Here is a 14,516-nt window from a genome sequence, read left to right as displayed (position 1 = left end):
TTTTATTTTCCTAAACAAAAATTACTAAACATTGCATCTAAAATTTCATCTCTTTCAAAATTTTTGGTAAATTGAGCTATTTCTCCTATGGCTAAATTTAATTCAAAAGCAAAAAGTTCTAAAGAACTTTCCTTTAATAAATCTCTTGCACGCAAAATAGCTTCACTAGCATTTTTACAAGCATTGAGTATTAAGGTATTGCTAATTAGCATTCTATCGCCATCTAAAGTATTTAAGTATTCATTTAAACTTTCCTTAATGGCTTGAGTGTTTTTTTGGGCGCAAATGCGTATACAAGAAGTGCTAATTTCATGTTTAAATTCGGTAGCCAAATCGCTTTTATTTAAAACATAAATGATTTTTTTATCACAATCTTTTAAAGCTTGTAAAATATGTTTATCTTCTTCTTCAAATTCTTTAGATCCGTCAAAAACAGCTATAATGATATCTGCTTCTTTAATGCTTTCATAACTTAAGTTGACTCCGATTTTTTCTATCTCATCATCTGCGTTTCTTATACCTGCTGTGTCGATGATTTTAATTAAATGTGAGCCTATTTTTAAATTTTCCTCGATACGATCTCTTGTGGTGCCTGCAATATCAGAAACAATGGCTCTATTAAATGCTAAAAGCGAATTTAACAATGAGCTTTTTCCGGCATTTGGCTTACCTATAATAGCAACTTTAAAGCCATCTATAAGACCTTTTTTACTTAAGGAAATATCTACTATATCGCTTAAAAGTTTTGAATTTCTTTCACACATAGTAATGATTTGATCAAGTAGATCTTGCGGTAAATCATCATCTGCATAGTCAATGCTAGTTTCTACAAAAGCAAGAGTTTGAACAAGGTCTATTCGAATGGTGTTTAAAAATTTACTTAAATCACCTTTAATATTTTTTGCTATGATATTTGCAGCACTTGTTGATTTTGACATGATAGCATCTTGTATGCTTAAAGCTTTTAAAAGATCCATTTTGCCATTTAAGCAAGCTCTTTTGCTAAATTCTCCAGGATTAGCAAGGCGCGCACCTGCTAAAACAAGCTCATCGAGTAAAATTTCACTCAAAGAAAAACCACCATGAAGTTGAAATTCTACAATATCTTCTCCTGTAAAAGAGCAGGGTGCTTTAAAATAAATTACTAAAGCCTCGTCTAAAAAGTCATTATTGTTTTTATAAAGTTTGCACAAGTGTGCATAGCGTGGTGCGAGTTCTTTTTTGTGGGTAATTTTTAATGCAAGTTCTAAAGCTTTTTTTCCACTTACTCTAATGATGCTTATAGAGCCCACTCCGTGAGCTGTAGCAATAGCAGCTATCGTGTCATTCATTCATTTTTCTTCAAAAAATCATTCACAACGATATATCTTTGATCGTCATTTTGTTTGATAGCTACATACTTATCAGGAAAGCGTTCTCTTAATTTTTCTAAAGCAAGTTTTAGCCAAATTCCATCTAGTGGTTTTGTTTGAACTCTTCCAGTGTTCTCTACTTTTTCTATGAGAATTTTTAAATAACTATCAATAGCTTGGGTTTGGTTTTCCAAAAATTGTGCTATTTCTAGTCTTGGTTGAATTTTATATTTAGCATTAAGCCAATTATAAAGTAAATATGAAAAAGCTTTATATCTGTGAGCTTCTTTGCCTATAAGCAAGGCTGCATCTTTTCCATCAAGTTTAATTAAAACACAGGTTTCATCCCAAACGCTAACTTGCACAACTTTAATATCAAAATCAAAAGTTGCTAGTAAATTTTCTAGTGAAATTTTTATCTCATCAATATAAGAAACAATGTTTTTTTCTTCTGAAGACTCCTTATGAAAAGAATCAAAAATAGCATCATTTTTTACTTTGTAATGTTCTTTAGGTTGAGCAATATTTTCAATTGGTTTTTGAAAATTTTCTTTATATTCTTTTTTATATTCTTTTTTTTCAAAATTTTTTTGAGAATATTTGTTAAATTTCTCATTTTGAATTTTTTTAGGTTTTTCATTATGGACTTTTTGAGTTTTTTTATGTCCTTTAATGCAGATTATCGCATTTTTTTTAAAAAGGCCAAAAAATCCTGCTTTAGCATGTTGAATAACTTCGTATTCTAAGTCAATCACAGAGCACTCAAGTTGTTTTGAGGCTTCTATGAGTGCAGTTTGTAAGTCTTTAGCTTCTATGTTCATGTTTAGCTATTTCCTCTTTTTTATGGTTTTTGAAAAGCTTATTAACAATTACTTGTTGGATAAGTGAGCATATATTATTTACACACCAATACAAAGTTAAACCTGCTGGGAATGTTAAGAAAAAGAAAGTGAAAATTAATGGTAAGAATTTCATAATCTTTTCTTGCATAGGATCTTGTATAGCCATTGGTGTAATAAGTTGCTGGATAAACATAGTTAGACCCATAAATATAGGTAAAATAAACCATGGATCCATCACAGATAAATCTGTAATCCAAAAAGCCCAAGGTGCAGCTTTAAGTTCTATGGCATTTAGTAAAACTCTATAAATTGCAAAGAAAATTGGAATTTGAATGAGTATAGGTAAACATCCGCTCATTGGGTTTGCACCATGTTTTTTATAAAGTTCCATCATATGTAAATTCATTTTTTGTGGATCACCTTTGTAGCGTTCTCTAATTTCTTTCATTTTTGGTGCTAAATCTTTGAGTTTATTCATAGAAATCATTGATTTGTAAGTAAGTGGGAAAAGAATAATACGCACAATTAAAGTCATCACTACGATAGCCCAACCCCAATTACCCAAATAACCATGTAAGAAATTTAAAAATTCAAACATAGGTTTAGCTATAAAAGTAAACCAACCATATTCTACCACATCATCTAAATCCGCATGAATGCTTCTTAAAATTTCATGCTCTTTTGAACCTATATATCCGGTTGCTTTAAAATTGTTAGTTGCACTTGCAAAAACGATAGAATTTTCGTGATTATCTTTAGTAACTACTGCATTTAAAGGTTTTTCGAAATTATAAAAGAAAGCACTATAATAGCGATCTGAAGCTGCCATAAGGGTTACATTAGAAAAACTTTCATCGTTTTCTACATCACCATCTTCTAACATTGTTATTTTATCATCTTTATCTAAGATTAAAACCCCATGTACTGTATAACTATCAACTGCTATATTTGGACGATAACCTGGAGTGATAAAATAAGCTGTATCTTTGCTTAGATTTACTTCTAAATCATAATTTCCATATTTGTGAAAAGTGATTTTTTTAGTTATTATTAGATCATTTAAATTTTGAGTAAGAATTAATGTTGTATTTTCATCATTTACATTGATAGTTTTTTGACTAGCTGTATATACTGTATTGAATGCCTCTTGATTTATCTTTGCATCACTAAATCTTATTTCTAGTGGCAAAGGTGATAAAGAAGTATCTACTAGATTAATGCTTTTACCATTTTCATCTTTATATTTTTCATCGCTTAGATAAAATTTAGCTATTCTACCTAAAGAGTCAATATGTGCTTCAAAATGTTCACTTTTAACAACTGCTATTTCTTCTTTTTGATTAACACTAAGTTCTGTCTTTGGAGCTTGTGTATTTGTATTTGCGGTTGTAGTTTGTGGAGCTGAATTGTTTTGTTCTATATGAGTGATATTTTGCTCATTTTGTGGTGCTTTTGGGATAAAAAAATAATCATAAACTACAAAAAATAAAAATGATAATACAACGGCAATTAATATGCGTTTTTGCTGGGATAAATTTTCTGACACGGATTGTCCTTTGGAAATATAATCTTAATTAAAAAAAATTGATTATCATTGCAAGGGATATAAAAATAATTGAGTTGTTTTAAAGCATTAAAACTAGGTTTAAAACATACACCTGAGTTTAGAGTATTCTTGCGTATTTTAGGATAATCAATACCACCTTTAAAAAACGGATTGCATTTTAAAATTCTTAAAAAAACTGCACCAAATGCTTTAAAAATATTATTTTTTTTAAATTGCCATAAGGCATATTCAGAACAACTTGGATAATACCTGCAGCATTGTGGCTTAAAAGGGCTGATAAAGAGCTGGTAAAATCTAATAAGTTTTAAACAAGCTATTTTATACATCCTATTTTTTTCAAACCCCATTTCAAGTTTTTTTCTAATTTTAAAAAAGGAATTTCAGTAATACTTGTCTTAGCTACAAGTATGTATTTCCCGTTTTCGACTTGATTTTTAACCTGAAAAAAAGCTGATCTTAAGAGCCTTTTGGCTCTATTTCTAACGACAGCTTTTCCAACTTTTTTACTAGCAACAACAGCAAATTTTTTTTCTTTACTTAAAGTATAAAAGATGATTACACCTTCACAGTGCCACTTTTTACCTTCTTTATAAATTGTTGCAAACTCTCCTAAGTCGTTAATACTTAGAAAATCTTTTATACCGCTAATCTTTTTCTACCTTTAGCGCGTCTAGCATTGATTACCTTACGACCATTTTTGCTTTTCATACGCACGCGGAAGCCATGAGTTCTTTTTTTAGGAGTTTTGTGTGGTTGATATGTTCTTTTCATATTCTTTCCTTAACTTAAAATAAAAAACAAAATAATAAGCGTGTATTTTATCAAAATCTTACTTAAATCTGCTTTTAATTAAGAGTTATTTTAAAAGTTTTTGCTAAATTTTTTGTTTTATTTTTATGTATTTTAAGGAAAAATCATGAGTTTTGAAATTTGTGAGAGTAAAAAAGAAGATTTAGAAAAAATTTTAGAATTAATTAAAGAGCTTGCTATCCATGAAAATATGCTTGAAGATGTAAAATGCACAACTAAAGAACTTGAAGAATCTTTTTTTGAAAATAAATATGCTAAGGCTTTAAGTTTAAAAGTTGATGGTAAAATCATAGGTTATGCAATGTATTATTTTACTTTTTCGTCTTTTTGGGGTTTAGGTGGGTTATATCTAGAAGATATTTATATACAAGCAAAATATAGAAAAAAAGGCTATGCAAAAGCTGTTTTTGAATATTTAGCACAAATTTGTAAAGAAAAAAATCTTAAAAGATTAGAATGGGTATGTTTGAACGATAATGATTTAGGGATTGAGTTTTATACTAAATTAAATGCAAAGCATATGAATGAGTGGAGAACTTATCGTTTAGAGGGTGAAAATTTAGAAGCATTGATGTAATGAATAAGCGTAATTTGTATTATTTAAAAGCTTTTGGTTATGAATATTTTAACGAGCAAAAACAAATTAAGCATTTTAATTTAAGTTTTAAAGAATTAAACGAAAGGGTAAAAACCTGCAATCTTTGTCATTTTTCTAGACTAAGAAAGCATAGTTTAATGGAAAAAGAAGCCAAAAATGCTAAAATTTTGATTTATCAGGCCTTTATTGACAAGGAAGAGAATGAAAGTGGAAAGTTTTTTGCTTCTAAAAATAAACAAGAACTTTTGAAATTATGCAAGGAGCTTTTAAATTTAAAAGATGATGAGATATATTTTTCTTATATGTTTAAATGTTTTAGTAATTTTAAAATAGACGATCAAGCATTAAAATTATGCTTGCCGTATTTTTATAACGAGCTTGATTTTATAAAAGCAAAGATTATTTTATGTCTTGGCCAAGAAGCTTTTGCAAGTTTGGGTTTTGAGAATTTTCAAAAATATAAAGGACAATGTATGTATTATAATAATGCCTTACTTTTGCCAAGTTATGATTTGAATTTTTTGAGTAAAAATCCTAGCTTTTATACTGAATTTATAGAAGATATTAAAAAAATAAAAGGTTATTTATGAGAAAAAGTTTAGTTTGTTTGATGATGAGTTTTGTTTTAACTTTAAATGTCTTTGCGAAAGAGCAAAAACCATCGCCCATAGAACCTAGTGAGTCTTTTTATCCTAATTTAGAATTTCAAAATTGTGATAATGATTGTTTATTTACTTTGTTGGAAACAGGACTTTATTTTAATTTTTTATCAAGATTTAATAATGATAATGCAAATGAGCTTTTAGTCAATATCTATACCAAACTTTTAAATTCTATTATAGATTTTGAAAAAAGAATTCAAAAAAATGCTAGTATAAAACTAGCTATTATTATACCTGAGCAAACGATTAAAAGTTATTCTAATACTATTATAAATTCAAGCATAGCGTATTTATTAAGACAAAGAGCGCAAATAAAAGTAAAGGTGTTTTTAATAGGTACAGAAGATGAGAGCAAGATAACTAAAGCTTTTAAACAAGCTCAAGATGAGAAATTTAATTATATTATCGCAGGTTTTACAGATAAAGGTGTGAAAAATTTATTAAAAGAAAGCCTTGATTCTAATGTAAAAGTTTTTATTCCTACTGCACATAAAAGAAATTTTGATACGCAAAATGAAAATGTGTATTTTGGAAGTATAGACTATCAAAAACAAATCCAAAAACTTTTGGAATACTCCAATGGTAAAAATATTATTTTTTCAGATGGAACACCTTTGGCAAATCGCTTAGATGAAAACGTTTTAAACGCAGGGAATGGTAGTGAGAAAATTTATACTATTAATAGTTCTAAATTTGATTTTAGAAGCATTTTAAATCAAAATAGAAGTTTTCAAGATTCTAGTATTATTTTAAATACTTCTTTGATTAAAACAGCACTCATAAGCTCACAAATAAGAACTTATGATATAGAGCCTTTTGTATTATTATCAACCCAGATTAATTATAATCCTATTTTGCTAAGTTTAACGCAAATTAATGATAGAAAAAAACTTTTGCTAGCAAATTCCATTTCTAATGAGGATCAAACTCTAAGCTATCTTAATGAGCTTTTTTCGCAAAATATTAATTACAACTGGATAGCTTATGCAACTAGCGTGGGCCTTGATTATTTTTATACGCAGTTTTTAGATAAAGATTCTCAAAGAATTTTTGATGAGGGTTTAAATGATAATCAATTTGACTATAAGGTTAAAATCATTCGCTCGCAAGGCTTAGGTTTTACTCCTTTGCAAGATCAGTAAAAACCTTAGTTATAGTCTCATCTATAGGGGTTACTTTTTCATTTTTTAAAAAAGCTAGGGTAAATTCAGCTTCAAAAAGCTTGGTATTTTCTTTATAAATCTCTTGTTTTATACAAACTGAGGCTTTTTTAAGCTTTGTGATAAATGTTTTTACTTCTATAAGATCTCCAAGTTTAGCGGGTTTTAAAAAGTTACAATTTGCTTTTGTAAGTAGAAAATGTCCTGTATTTTTATCAAAAATTTTTGCATTTTTTTGAAAAAATATCTCACTTCTTGCTCTTTCGCAAAATTTTAAGTAGTTGCTATGGTATACCACTCCACCTGCATCGGTATCTTCATAATAAATTCGTATTTGCATTTTAGACCTTTTATTTTATTATATATTGATCGGAAAATATCGCTTACAATCAACTTTTTTTATTGATAAATTTGTTGAAATTCTACTTAAAATGTCATAAGAAAAGCATAAAATATTCTTGATTTTATATCTTATGTTAAAATTGTATTTTATATCATTGAAAAAAGGAAAATCATGCAAGTTTTGCAAAAAATGTTTAAATTGCTAGCTATTATGGCTTTTGTTTTTAGTGTGAGTGCAAATGCACTTAGTGAGGGTAAAGAGTATATTACTTTAAAAACACCTATCCCAAATGCACAAAATTCTCTAATAGAGGTATTTTCTTATCGTTGTATTCATTGCTATAATCATCATCAATTTCACACTCTAGCAAAAGTTAAACAAGCTTTACCAAATTTAAAATATGATCTTTTCTCGGTAAGTTCTATGCTCGAGTACGGTGGTGCTTTAAATGAGATGTTTGCTTTAGCTTCTTTTAAAGAAAAAGCTTTAGGTTTAGATGTTACTAGTGAAAAAAGTCTTACTTATAAGCTTGCTGATGTGTATTTTGTAAGTCATTTTGAAAAAAAATTAAATTTAAATAATCTTGATTTGTTTTATAAAATAGGTTTAAATGCCATTGGTGCTAGTAAAGAAGAATTGCAAAAAATTTTACAAACTAAAGAAGCCAAAGAGCTTTTAGTTGCTTATAATGTAGCTAATGAAATTTCAAGAAATTATGGCACGCCTGCTTTTGTAGTAAATGGCAAATATCAAATCAATCCTGAGTATATCACTTCTTTAGAAGAACTAATCCGTATAGTTAAAGAACTTTCTACCAAGTAATGCTTTTTTAAGCATTACTTTTTGTAATTTTTGTGATAAAGTATTATTATTTTTTATTTTTTTAATAATTATATTTTCATTTTGAAATTTTTTCTTATTGTTTAATTAATATTTAAGTTATATTAATATAACTTAAGCATGTTTATAATAAATTGCAAATATTTATTATATATAAAATACAAATAGGAGAAATAAAATGAAATTCAACTTAAATAATTTGTCAAAAGCAATGGCGGCAGCTGCTTTTGTTCTTGGTGTGAGTGCAAATGCACTTAGTGAGGGTAAAGAGTATGTGGTTTTAAAAACACCTATCCCAAATGCTCAAAATTCTTTAATAGAAGTATTTTCTTATCGTTGCACACATTGTTATGATCATCATAAGTTTAATACCATGTCAAAAGTCAAAGAAAAATTACCACAATTAACTTATAAATTTTATCCTGTTAGCTCTATGGGTGATTATGGTAAGCAAGCTAATGAAATTTTTGCTTTTGCTGCTTTTAAAGATGAGCAAAATAAAGTAAGTCAAAGCGATAAAAATAGTTTAACTCATAAAGCTTCTGAAGCATATTTTAATGCTTATTTTAAGAAAAAACAAAGATGGGGAAATGGAGCCAATCCTGAAGCGTTTTATGAAGTAGGATTAAAAGCAATTTCAGCAAGCAAAGAAGATTTAGATAACTTTTTAAAAACTCCTGAAGCTAGTGAAATTTTAAAATCTTATGAATATGCTAATGATATCTCTAAAAACTATGGTACGCCTGCATTTGTAGTAAATGGTAAATACCAAATCATACCACAAGCTATCACATCTCCACAAGCTTTGATGGAAATAACAGAAGAATTAAGCAAGATGTGATTTGAGGTATTTTATGAGTTCTTGTCCTATTAGTAAAATCACTACTTGGCAAAATACAAGAGTTCCTTGGTTGATAATGGTTATAGCTATGGTAGGCTTAACTTTTATAGCACACTTTTTGTTTCAAGAATACCTTTATATGGAGCCTTGTGAGCAGTGTGTTTATATTAGATTTGCTATGTTAACTATGGCTTTTGGTGGTATTTTAGCCTTGATAGATCCTAAAAATGATTATCTAAAAATTTTTGCTTATACTTTTGTATTTTGGGGTATATGGCTTGGTATAGAGTATTGTGTTACTCTTAATCATATCCATGAGGTAGTACATTCAGAAAATCCTTTTGCTGGTGTTGATGGGTGTAGAGAAATTCCTATATATCCTTTTAATTTACCATTGCATGAATGGGCACCAGGATGGTTTTTACCAACAGGTGAGTGTGGTATGGATACACCTGTAGTACCTGAAGATGTTTATGGTAGTTTAAATGCTTTTCAGAAATTTTTTGTTGGAAATCCTCCAAATTTTGAAGATGGGTTGTATAGTAATGGTTGGTATTTGATTCCTAGTATGGAATTTATGAATATGGCGATTTGTTGTTTGTTGGCTTTTGTTGTTTGTTTGGTGATTTTAGGAAGCATGTTTGTTTCTTATACATTTTCACATTCTAAGGCTAAATTTTATGCTTTGATTGTTTTAATATTAGTAGTTTTGCTAAAAATTTTAGGTGAGCCAAGTGTGCAAATAGCTTAATAATATAAAAAAGGAGAAAAAATGAAGATTAGTAAAATTGTAAGTAGTATTTTGCTTGCTGGTAGTGTTGTTATGGTAGCGCCTAGTGTTTCTTTGGCTATGGGTGGACCTAGTGGTGCTAAAATTGATTGGGAAATTCAAGGCAAAATTGGCGCAGTAAAGATGAATCCTTATGGTCTATCTCCGCTTAGTGCTGTAATTATGGATGGTGGATATAAACTAAGTGATGTAAGCGTAACTATAGTTCCAAAACCAAATGGGCAAACTATATCTTATAAGGTTAGCCCTAGTAAAATTAAAACTTATGGAGGAATTCCTATTTTTGGACTTTATCCATCATATTTTAATACAGTAAAAGTAAGTTATACCAAAACTGCTTTTGGAAAGAGTGAAAAAGTAGTAGATGAGGTATATAAAATAGCAACTGGTGGAGTTAATATAGAGCCAAGTGGAAGTATTATGCAAAGAGGTGTGCCTTTTGAAAAAGTAGAAGTGATTAAAGTAGATAAAGGTTTTGAAGATAGGTTGTATTTGGTTAATAATGCTCCAGGGAAACAAAGTGGAAAAGGCTCTCAATCTGTTTGGAATAACCCAGCAGGTGGTGCAATGGAATGGGATGAGAATTCAAATGCATTTATCATTGATACAAAAGGTGAAATTCGTTGGTATTTTGACAATGATAAATTAATGGATTGGAATAATATTTACAACCGTGGTATTATGATGGGATTTAGGCAAAATACTGATGGGGCTTTAACTTGGGGTTTTGGACAAAGATATGTTAAATATGATTTAATGGGTAGAGAAATTTTCAATCGTCTTTTACCTTCTTCTTATATAGATTTTTCTCATTCTATGGATAATATGCAAAATGGAAATTATCTTTTAAGGGTGGCTTCTGCCAATGTTAAGCGTCCTGATGGTAAAAATGTGCGTTCAGTGCGCGATGTGATAGTAGAAGTTGATAAAAATGGTAATGTAGTAGATGAGTGGAGATTGTTTGAAATTTTAGATCCATATAGAGCAAATGTAATCAAAGCATTAGATCAAGGTGCTGTTTGTTTAAATATTGATGCGAGTAAAGCAGGGGTTACTTTAAGTGATGAGGATTTAGCTAAAATGGATGCAAGTGATTCTTTTGGCGATATAGCAGGCACTGGAGTAGGGCGTAACTGGGCTCATGTAAATAGCGTAGATTATGATCCAAGTGATGATAGTATTATTATTTCAAGTCGTCATCAAAGTGCTATTATAAAAATAGGACGCGATAAAAAAGTAAAATGGATATTAGGAGCACACAAAGGATGGGGAGAAAAATATAAAAAAACACTTTTGCAACCTGTTGATAAAAATGGCAAAAAGATAGTTTGTGAAGATGAGTATAGCAAATGTCCAGGATATGAAAACGAAGAAGGTGGTTTTGATTTTACATGGACGCAGCATACTGCTTTTAGAATAGATGAAAAATCTGACAAAAGATATATTTATATCACAGCTTTTGATAATGGCGATGCAAGAGGTATAGAGCAACCTGCTTTTACTTCAATGAAATACTCAAGAGCAGTTGTGTATAAAATAGATCAAAAAAATAAAACCGTAGAACAAATTTGGGAATACGGAAAGCAAAGAGGTAATGAATGGTTTTCACCTGTCACTTCTTTAGCAGAATACCATAAAGATAAAAATTCCATCATGGTTTATAGTGCTACTGCTGGAATGTCATTTGACTTAAGCAAAGGTGCTGCTGTAGGTGAGCCAAAACCTGAAATAGATGAATTTAAATGGGGAGCTAAAGAACCTTCAGTACAAATTCGCTTTAGCGGAGCAAGTACTGGTTATCAAGCTATGCCTATTGATTTAGAAAAAGCATTTAAATAAGAAAAAAAAGGGCTTTTTTAAAGCCCTTTTAATTTTTATAAATATCCTGCCCCTAAAGCTAAAAAATAACCTACTATACAAGAAACAATCACACCAATTAATCCTGGTAAGATAAAGCTATGATTGATAACAAATTTACCTATTTTTGTAGTACCTGATCTATCAAATTGTATAGTTGCAAGATCGCTTGGATAAGTTGGTAAAATGTAGTATCCATAGCAAGCTGCTGCAAAAGCAATGATAATACCTGGTTCAACACCAATTCCTAGTGCAAGTGGCACAAAAGCTGCAATTGCTGCTGCTTGAGAATTAACAAATTTAGAAATAAGTAAAAGCATAATAGCATAAGTCCAAGGATGTTCTATAACGATATTACCTAAAGATTCTTTCATCATAGGAGTATGCACTGCAAACATTGTATCTGCCATCCAAGAAATTCCAAAAACAGCTACTAAGGCTATCATACCGGATTTAAAAATTTCATTTTTTGCAATTTTGCTTGCATCAAGTTTGGTAAAAATGATTAGCGCTGCACCTGCTAAAAGCATAAACATTTGAATAGTTGCTACCATATTCATAGGTTTGGTAACGCCTTTTGAGGTAAATTGTGGTCTAAGCTCTGGAAAAGCTCCAAGTATAGCTACTATAGCAATAGCACCTAGGAAAATCCACATAGCTACCCATTGGATAGTTGGAAGTTTTTGTCCAAGAAGAGTTTTACTATCGCCATAGATATATTCTCTTTGCTCTGGATTTTTAATCTTAGCTTGAAAATCCTCATCTTTATCAAGATCTTTTCCCCTAAACCAAGAAAAAATTCCTATAGCCAAAACACCTACTAAGGTAGAAGGTATAGTAATAGCAAGTAAATCTACATAGCCATCAAATCCTGCTAAAGGATGTTTATTAATTTCTGGATTTAAAAGTAGGGCTGTTAAGCTTACAACTGCAACTGAAACAGGACTTGCGATAATACCAAGTTGTGAAGAAATACTAGAAGCAGCCATTGGTCTTTCTGGGCGAATACCATTTTTAATAGCAATGTCATAAATAATAGGCATCATAGTATAGACAACATGCCCAGTTCCACAAAGCATGGTAAGAATGCAAGTTACAAATGGCGCCAAAATAGTTAAGAATTTAGGATTTTTTCTTAGAACTTTTTCTGCAATTTGCAACATTACATCCAAGCCACCACTAGCTTGCAAAGTTGCACTAGCAACAACAACAGCTAAAATGGTAAGCATAACATCAATAGAAGGTTTTCCAGGTGCTACAGCAAAACCAAAACTTAAAACTAATAAACCTATACCGCCTAATAAGCCTAGAGCGATACCGCCTTTTTTTGCCCCATAAAAAAGACAAATAAGAACAACAATTAGTTGAATACTAAATTGAACACCTTCGCTAAGGCTAGTTAGTATTTCCATACTCTCTCCTTATTTTTTGAAATATGTGAGAGTATAATCCAAGTTTTATTAATAGTAAATAAAATTTTTTATTATTTAAATAAATATTTACCAATATTTTGAATTTATTTATCAAAATATTGGTTATTTTATATTTATTGATAATATTTTAAGATTGTATAAAGAATTTTACTGATTTTTTCAATAGAAGCTATTTCACATTTTTCATCTGTTGAGTGAGGGCTATGGATATTTGGTCCTATTGAGCAACATTCTAAAGGTTGTTTTTCACTTATAATACCACATTCTAAACCAGCATGTATAGTGTAAAGCTTGGCGTTTGGGTTTTCTTTTTTAAAATAACTTAGAATTTCTTCTCCAAATTTAGTATCTTTATTAGCCCACGGTGGATAAAAATTTGCACTTGAAACTTCGCAGTTTTGCATCTTAAAATAAGTTAAGGTTTCAAATTCTATGTTTTTAAGTTCTTGTAAATCATTAGATCTTGCAAAAAGCTCAAAATGAAATTTGCTATCTTTTTCATAAGCTAGTGAAAGATTGATGCTTGTTTGAACTAAATTTAATTGATGATTAAAAGTTCTAACTCCTTGTGCAAAAGCATTAATGAGATTTAAAATAACTTGAGAATTTTTATAATATGTTCTTTTGATTTTACCTATATAATTTACTTTAAAATGATCATTTTCTTTTGGAGGATTTTTAAAAAATGCTATAACTTTAGCATGTTTTGGTATAGAATTTATTCTTTCACCCGCTTTAAATTCGCAAAGTTCTCCTTGATTTTGAGTGATAAAATAGCTCACTTCTTTAATAGAAGATTTAATATTTTTAACAATATCGATTCCCGAGTGCCCACCTTTAAAATCAATTGCTTCTATCTCATAACAATCTTCTTCTTTTTCATCTATTTCTAAGTTTAAACTAGCAAAAATATCTACCCCGCCAGCACAACCTATAACAACTTCATCATCGCTTTCGTGGTCTAAATTTAAAAGCTTGCTTGAGATTAAAGTATGGGTGAGATTGTTTGCTCCACAAAGTCCAACTTCTTCATCATTGGTAAAAAGACATTCTATATTTTCAAAATCTTTTAAAGCTTGCATCATTAGTGATACTCCTATGCCATTATCTGCACCTAAGCTTGAATTTTTAGCCTTTAAATATCCGTTTTCTTCATATATTTGTATATTTGGAGCTTCTCCCATGCAAACCATATCATAATGACTTTGTAAACAAATTTTAGGATTTCCTTTGTGTGCGTGGATATTACCTGCTTCATCAACGCTTACTTGGCAATTTTGACTTTTAGCAAAATCAATGAGAAAATTTTTCAATTCTTCGGTTTTGAAACTACAATGAGGTATTTGAGCAATTTGTTTAAAATTTTGTATAATTTCTTGCATAAATTCTCCTTTTTATTGTAATTATGGCATATTTTTATA

At 29.7% G+C, this 14,516-nt stretch carries 16 protein-coding genes; 7 read left to right on the top strand and 9 right to left on the bottom strand.

Annotation, left to right across the window (positions count from 1 at the left end; translation table 11 throughout):
• Positions 1–2: 2 nt before the first annotated feature.
• The 6 genes from mnmE to rpmH are packed head-to-tail and all read right to left on the bottom strand — an operon-like array spanning position 3 to position 4,532.
• Positions 3–1,331, bottom strand: coding sequence for a tRNA uridine-5-carboxymethylaminomethyl(34) synthesis GTPase MnmE (gene mnmE, locus L8W40_RS04280; protein WP_263664748.1), 1,329 nt, complete (start codon positions 1,329–1,331; stop codon positions 3–5).
• Positions 1,328–2,173 (bottom strand): Jag N-terminal domain-containing protein, encoded by an 846-nt coding sequence (locus L8W40_RS04275; protein ID WP_263664747.1) that lies wholly within the window; start codon positions 2,171–2,173, stop codon positions 1,328–1,330. Before L8W40_RS04275 ends, mnmE begins: the two co-directional genes overlap by 4 nt.
• Positions 2,157–3,740, bottom strand: a complete 1,584-nt coding sequence (gene yidC, locus L8W40_RS04270) for a membrane protein insertase YidC (protein ID WP_263662157.1) — start codon at positions 3,738–3,740, stop codon at positions 2,157–2,159. The genes L8W40_RS04275 and yidC overlap by 17 nt, the downstream gene beginning before the upstream one ends.
• On the bottom strand, positions 3,704–4,087 hold the full coding sequence (gene yidD / locus L8W40_RS04265) for a membrane protein insertion efficiency factor YidD (RefSeq protein WP_039664776.1): 384 nt from the start codon (positions 4,085–4,087) through the stop codon (positions 3,704–3,706). The genes yidC and yidD overlap by 37 nt, the downstream gene beginning before the upstream one ends.
• Positions 4,075–4,401: a ribonuclease P protein component gene (gene rnpA / locus L8W40_RS04260; protein WP_082018444.1), complete on the bottom strand. Its 327-nt coding sequence runs from the start codon at positions 4,399–4,401 to the stop codon at positions 4,075–4,077. Before rnpA ends, yidD begins: the two co-directional genes overlap by 13 nt.
• Entirely contained in the window at positions 4,398–4,532 is a 135-nt protein-coding gene (rpmH, locus tag L8W40_RS04255) for a 50S ribosomal protein L34 (RefSeq protein ID WP_012661270.1), read from the bottom strand. Before rpmH ends, rnpA begins: the two co-directional genes overlap by 4 nt.
• Positions 4,533–4,674: 142 nt before the next feature.
• Here rpmH and L8W40_RS04250 point away from each other — a divergent pair, with 142 nt between their 5' ends.
• The 3 genes from L8W40_RS04250 to L8W40_RS04240 are packed head-to-tail and all read left to right on the top strand — an operon-like array spanning position 4,675 to position 6,973.
• Positions 4,675–5,148 (top strand): GNAT family N-acetyltransferase, encoded by a 474-nt coding sequence (locus tag L8W40_RS04250; RefSeq protein WP_263664771.1) that lies wholly within the window; start codon positions 4,675–4,677, stop codon positions 5,146–5,148.
• The gene (locus L8W40_RS04245) at positions 5,148–5,759 is read left to right on the top strand and encodes a uracil-DNA glycosylase family protein (RefSeq protein ID WP_263664746.1); all 612 of its coding nucleotides are present in this window, start codon (positions 5,148–5,150) and stop codon (positions 5,757–5,759) included. Before L8W40_RS04250 ends, L8W40_RS04245 begins: the two co-directional genes overlap by 1 nt.
• Positions 5,756–6,973, top strand: coding sequence for a hypothetical protein (locus L8W40_RS04240; protein WP_133319310.1), 1,218 nt, complete (start codon positions 5,756–5,758; stop codon positions 6,971–6,973). The genes L8W40_RS04245 and L8W40_RS04240 overlap by 4 nt, the downstream gene beginning before the upstream one ends.
• Here the strand turns inward: L8W40_RS04240 and L8W40_RS04235 are convergent.
• A complete protein-coding gene (locus L8W40_RS04235) occupies positions 6,951–7,331 on the bottom strand; it encodes a YbgC/FadM family acyl-CoA thioesterase (protein ID WP_263664745.1) in 381 nt (126 codons plus the stop codon). The genes L8W40_RS04240 and L8W40_RS04235 overlap by 23 nt on opposite strands.
• A gap of 174 nt (positions 7,332–7,505) precedes the next feature.
• On the opposite strand from L8W40_RS04235, the gene L8W40_RS04230 reads away from it, so the two are divergent.
• From L8W40_RS04230 to L8W40_RS04215, 4 genes are all read left to right on the top strand, one after another.
• Entirely contained in the window at positions 7,506–8,156 is a 651-nt protein-coding gene (locus tag L8W40_RS04230) for a thiol:disulfide interchange protein DsbA/DsbL (protein WP_263664744.1), read from the top strand.
• Positions 8,157–8,352: 196 nt separating this feature from the next.
• Positions 8,353–9,015: a thiol:disulfide interchange protein DsbA/DsbL gene (locus L8W40_RS04225; RefSeq protein ID WP_220566743.1), complete on the top strand. Its 663-nt coding sequence runs from the start codon at positions 8,353–8,355 to the stop codon at positions 9,013–9,015.
• A 13-nt stretch (positions 9,016–9,028) separates the two neighbouring features.
• Positions 9,029–9,766 (top strand): protein-disulfide oxidoreductase DsbI, encoded by a 738-nt coding sequence (dsbI, locus tag L8W40_RS04220; protein ID WP_263664743.1) that lies wholly within the window; start codon positions 9,029–9,031, stop codon positions 9,764–9,766.
• Positions 9,767–9,787: 21 nt separating this feature from the next.
• On the top strand, positions 9,788–11,644 hold the full coding sequence (locus L8W40_RS04215) for an aryl-sulfate sulfotransferase (protein WP_263664742.1): 1,857 nt from the start codon (positions 9,788–9,790) through the stop codon (positions 11,642–11,644).
• Positions 11,645–11,679: 35 nt separating this feature from the next.
• Here the strand turns inward: L8W40_RS04215 and L8W40_RS04210 are convergent, their stop codons facing one another.
• Positions 11,680–13,074 (bottom strand): anaerobic C4-dicarboxylate transporter, encoded by a 1,395-nt coding sequence (locus L8W40_RS04210; protein WP_133319306.1) that lies wholly within the window; start codon positions 13,072–13,074, stop codon positions 11,680–11,682.
• Between the two features lie 134 nt (positions 13,075–13,208).
• Entirely contained in the window at positions 13,209–14,477 is a 1,269-nt protein-coding gene (locus L8W40_RS04205; RefSeq protein ID WP_263664741.1) for a M20/M25/M40 family metallo-hydrolase, read from the bottom strand.
• Positions 14,478–14,516: the final 39 nt, after the last annotated feature.

The sequence above is a fragment of the Campylobacter sp. IFREMER_LSEM_CL1846 genome (assembly GCF_025772105.1).
In the GTDB taxonomy this organism is placed as follows: domain Bacteria; phylum Campylobacterota; class Campylobacteria; order Campylobacterales; family Campylobacteraceae; genus Campylobacter_D; species Campylobacter_D lari_D.
Note: the sequence above shows the minus strand (reverse complement) of the source record. Positions and strands in the feature narration are given on the sequence as shown.

What these genes read in the sequence shown, in the direction of transcription:
- mnmE (WP_263664748.1), bottom strand. Translation starts at nt 1,331, where the DNA reads ATGAATGACACGATAGCTGCTATTGCTACAGCTCACGGAGTGGGCTCT.
- L8W40_RS04275 (WP_263664747.1), bottom strand. Translation starts at nt 2,173, where the DNA reads ATGAACATAGAAGCTAAAGACTTACAAACTGCACTCATAGAAGCCTCA.
- yidD (WP_039664776.1), bottom strand. Translation starts at nt 4,087, where the DNA reads ATGTATAAAATAGCTTGTTTAAAACTTATTAGATTTTACCAGCTCTTT.
- rpmH (WP_012661270.1), bottom strand. Translation starts at nt 4,532, where the DNA reads ATGAAAAGAACATATCAACCACACAAAACTCCTAAAAAAAGAACTCAT.
- L8W40_RS04245 (WP_263664746.1), top strand. Translation starts at nt 5,148, where the DNA reads ATGAATAAGCGTAATTTGTATTATTTAAAAGCTTTTGGTTATGAATAT.
- L8W40_RS04240 (WP_133319310.1), top strand. Translation starts at nt 5,756, where the DNA reads ATGAGAAAAAGTTTAGTTTGTTTGATGATGAGTTTTGTTTTAACTTTA.
- L8W40_RS04235 (WP_263664745.1), bottom strand. Translation starts at nt 7,331, where the DNA reads ATGCAAATACGAATTTATTATGAAGATACCGATGCAGGTGGAGTGGTA.
- L8W40_RS04230 (WP_263664744.1), top strand. Translation starts at nt 7,506, where the DNA reads ATGCAAGTTTTGCAAAAAATGTTTAAATTGCTAGCTATTATGGCTTTT.
- L8W40_RS04225 (WP_220566743.1), top strand. Translation starts at nt 8,353, where the DNA reads ATGAAATTCAACTTAAATAATTTGTCAAAAGCAATGGCGGCAGCTGCT.
- dsbI (WP_263664743.1), top strand. Translation starts at nt 9,029, where the DNA reads ATGAGTTCTTGTCCTATTAGTAAAATCACTACTTGGCAAAATACAAGA.
- L8W40_RS04215 (WP_263664742.1), top strand. Translation starts at nt 9,788, where the DNA reads ATGAAGATTAGTAAAATTGTAAGTAGTATTTTGCTTGCTGGTAGTGTT.
- L8W40_RS04210 (WP_133319306.1), bottom strand. Translation starts at nt 13,074, where the DNA reads ATGGAAATACTAACTAGCCTTAGCGAAGGTGTTCAATTTAGTATTCAA.
- L8W40_RS04205 (WP_263664741.1), bottom strand. Translation starts at nt 14,477, where the DNA reads ATGCAAGAAATTATACAAAATTTTAAACAAATTGCTCAAATACCTCAT.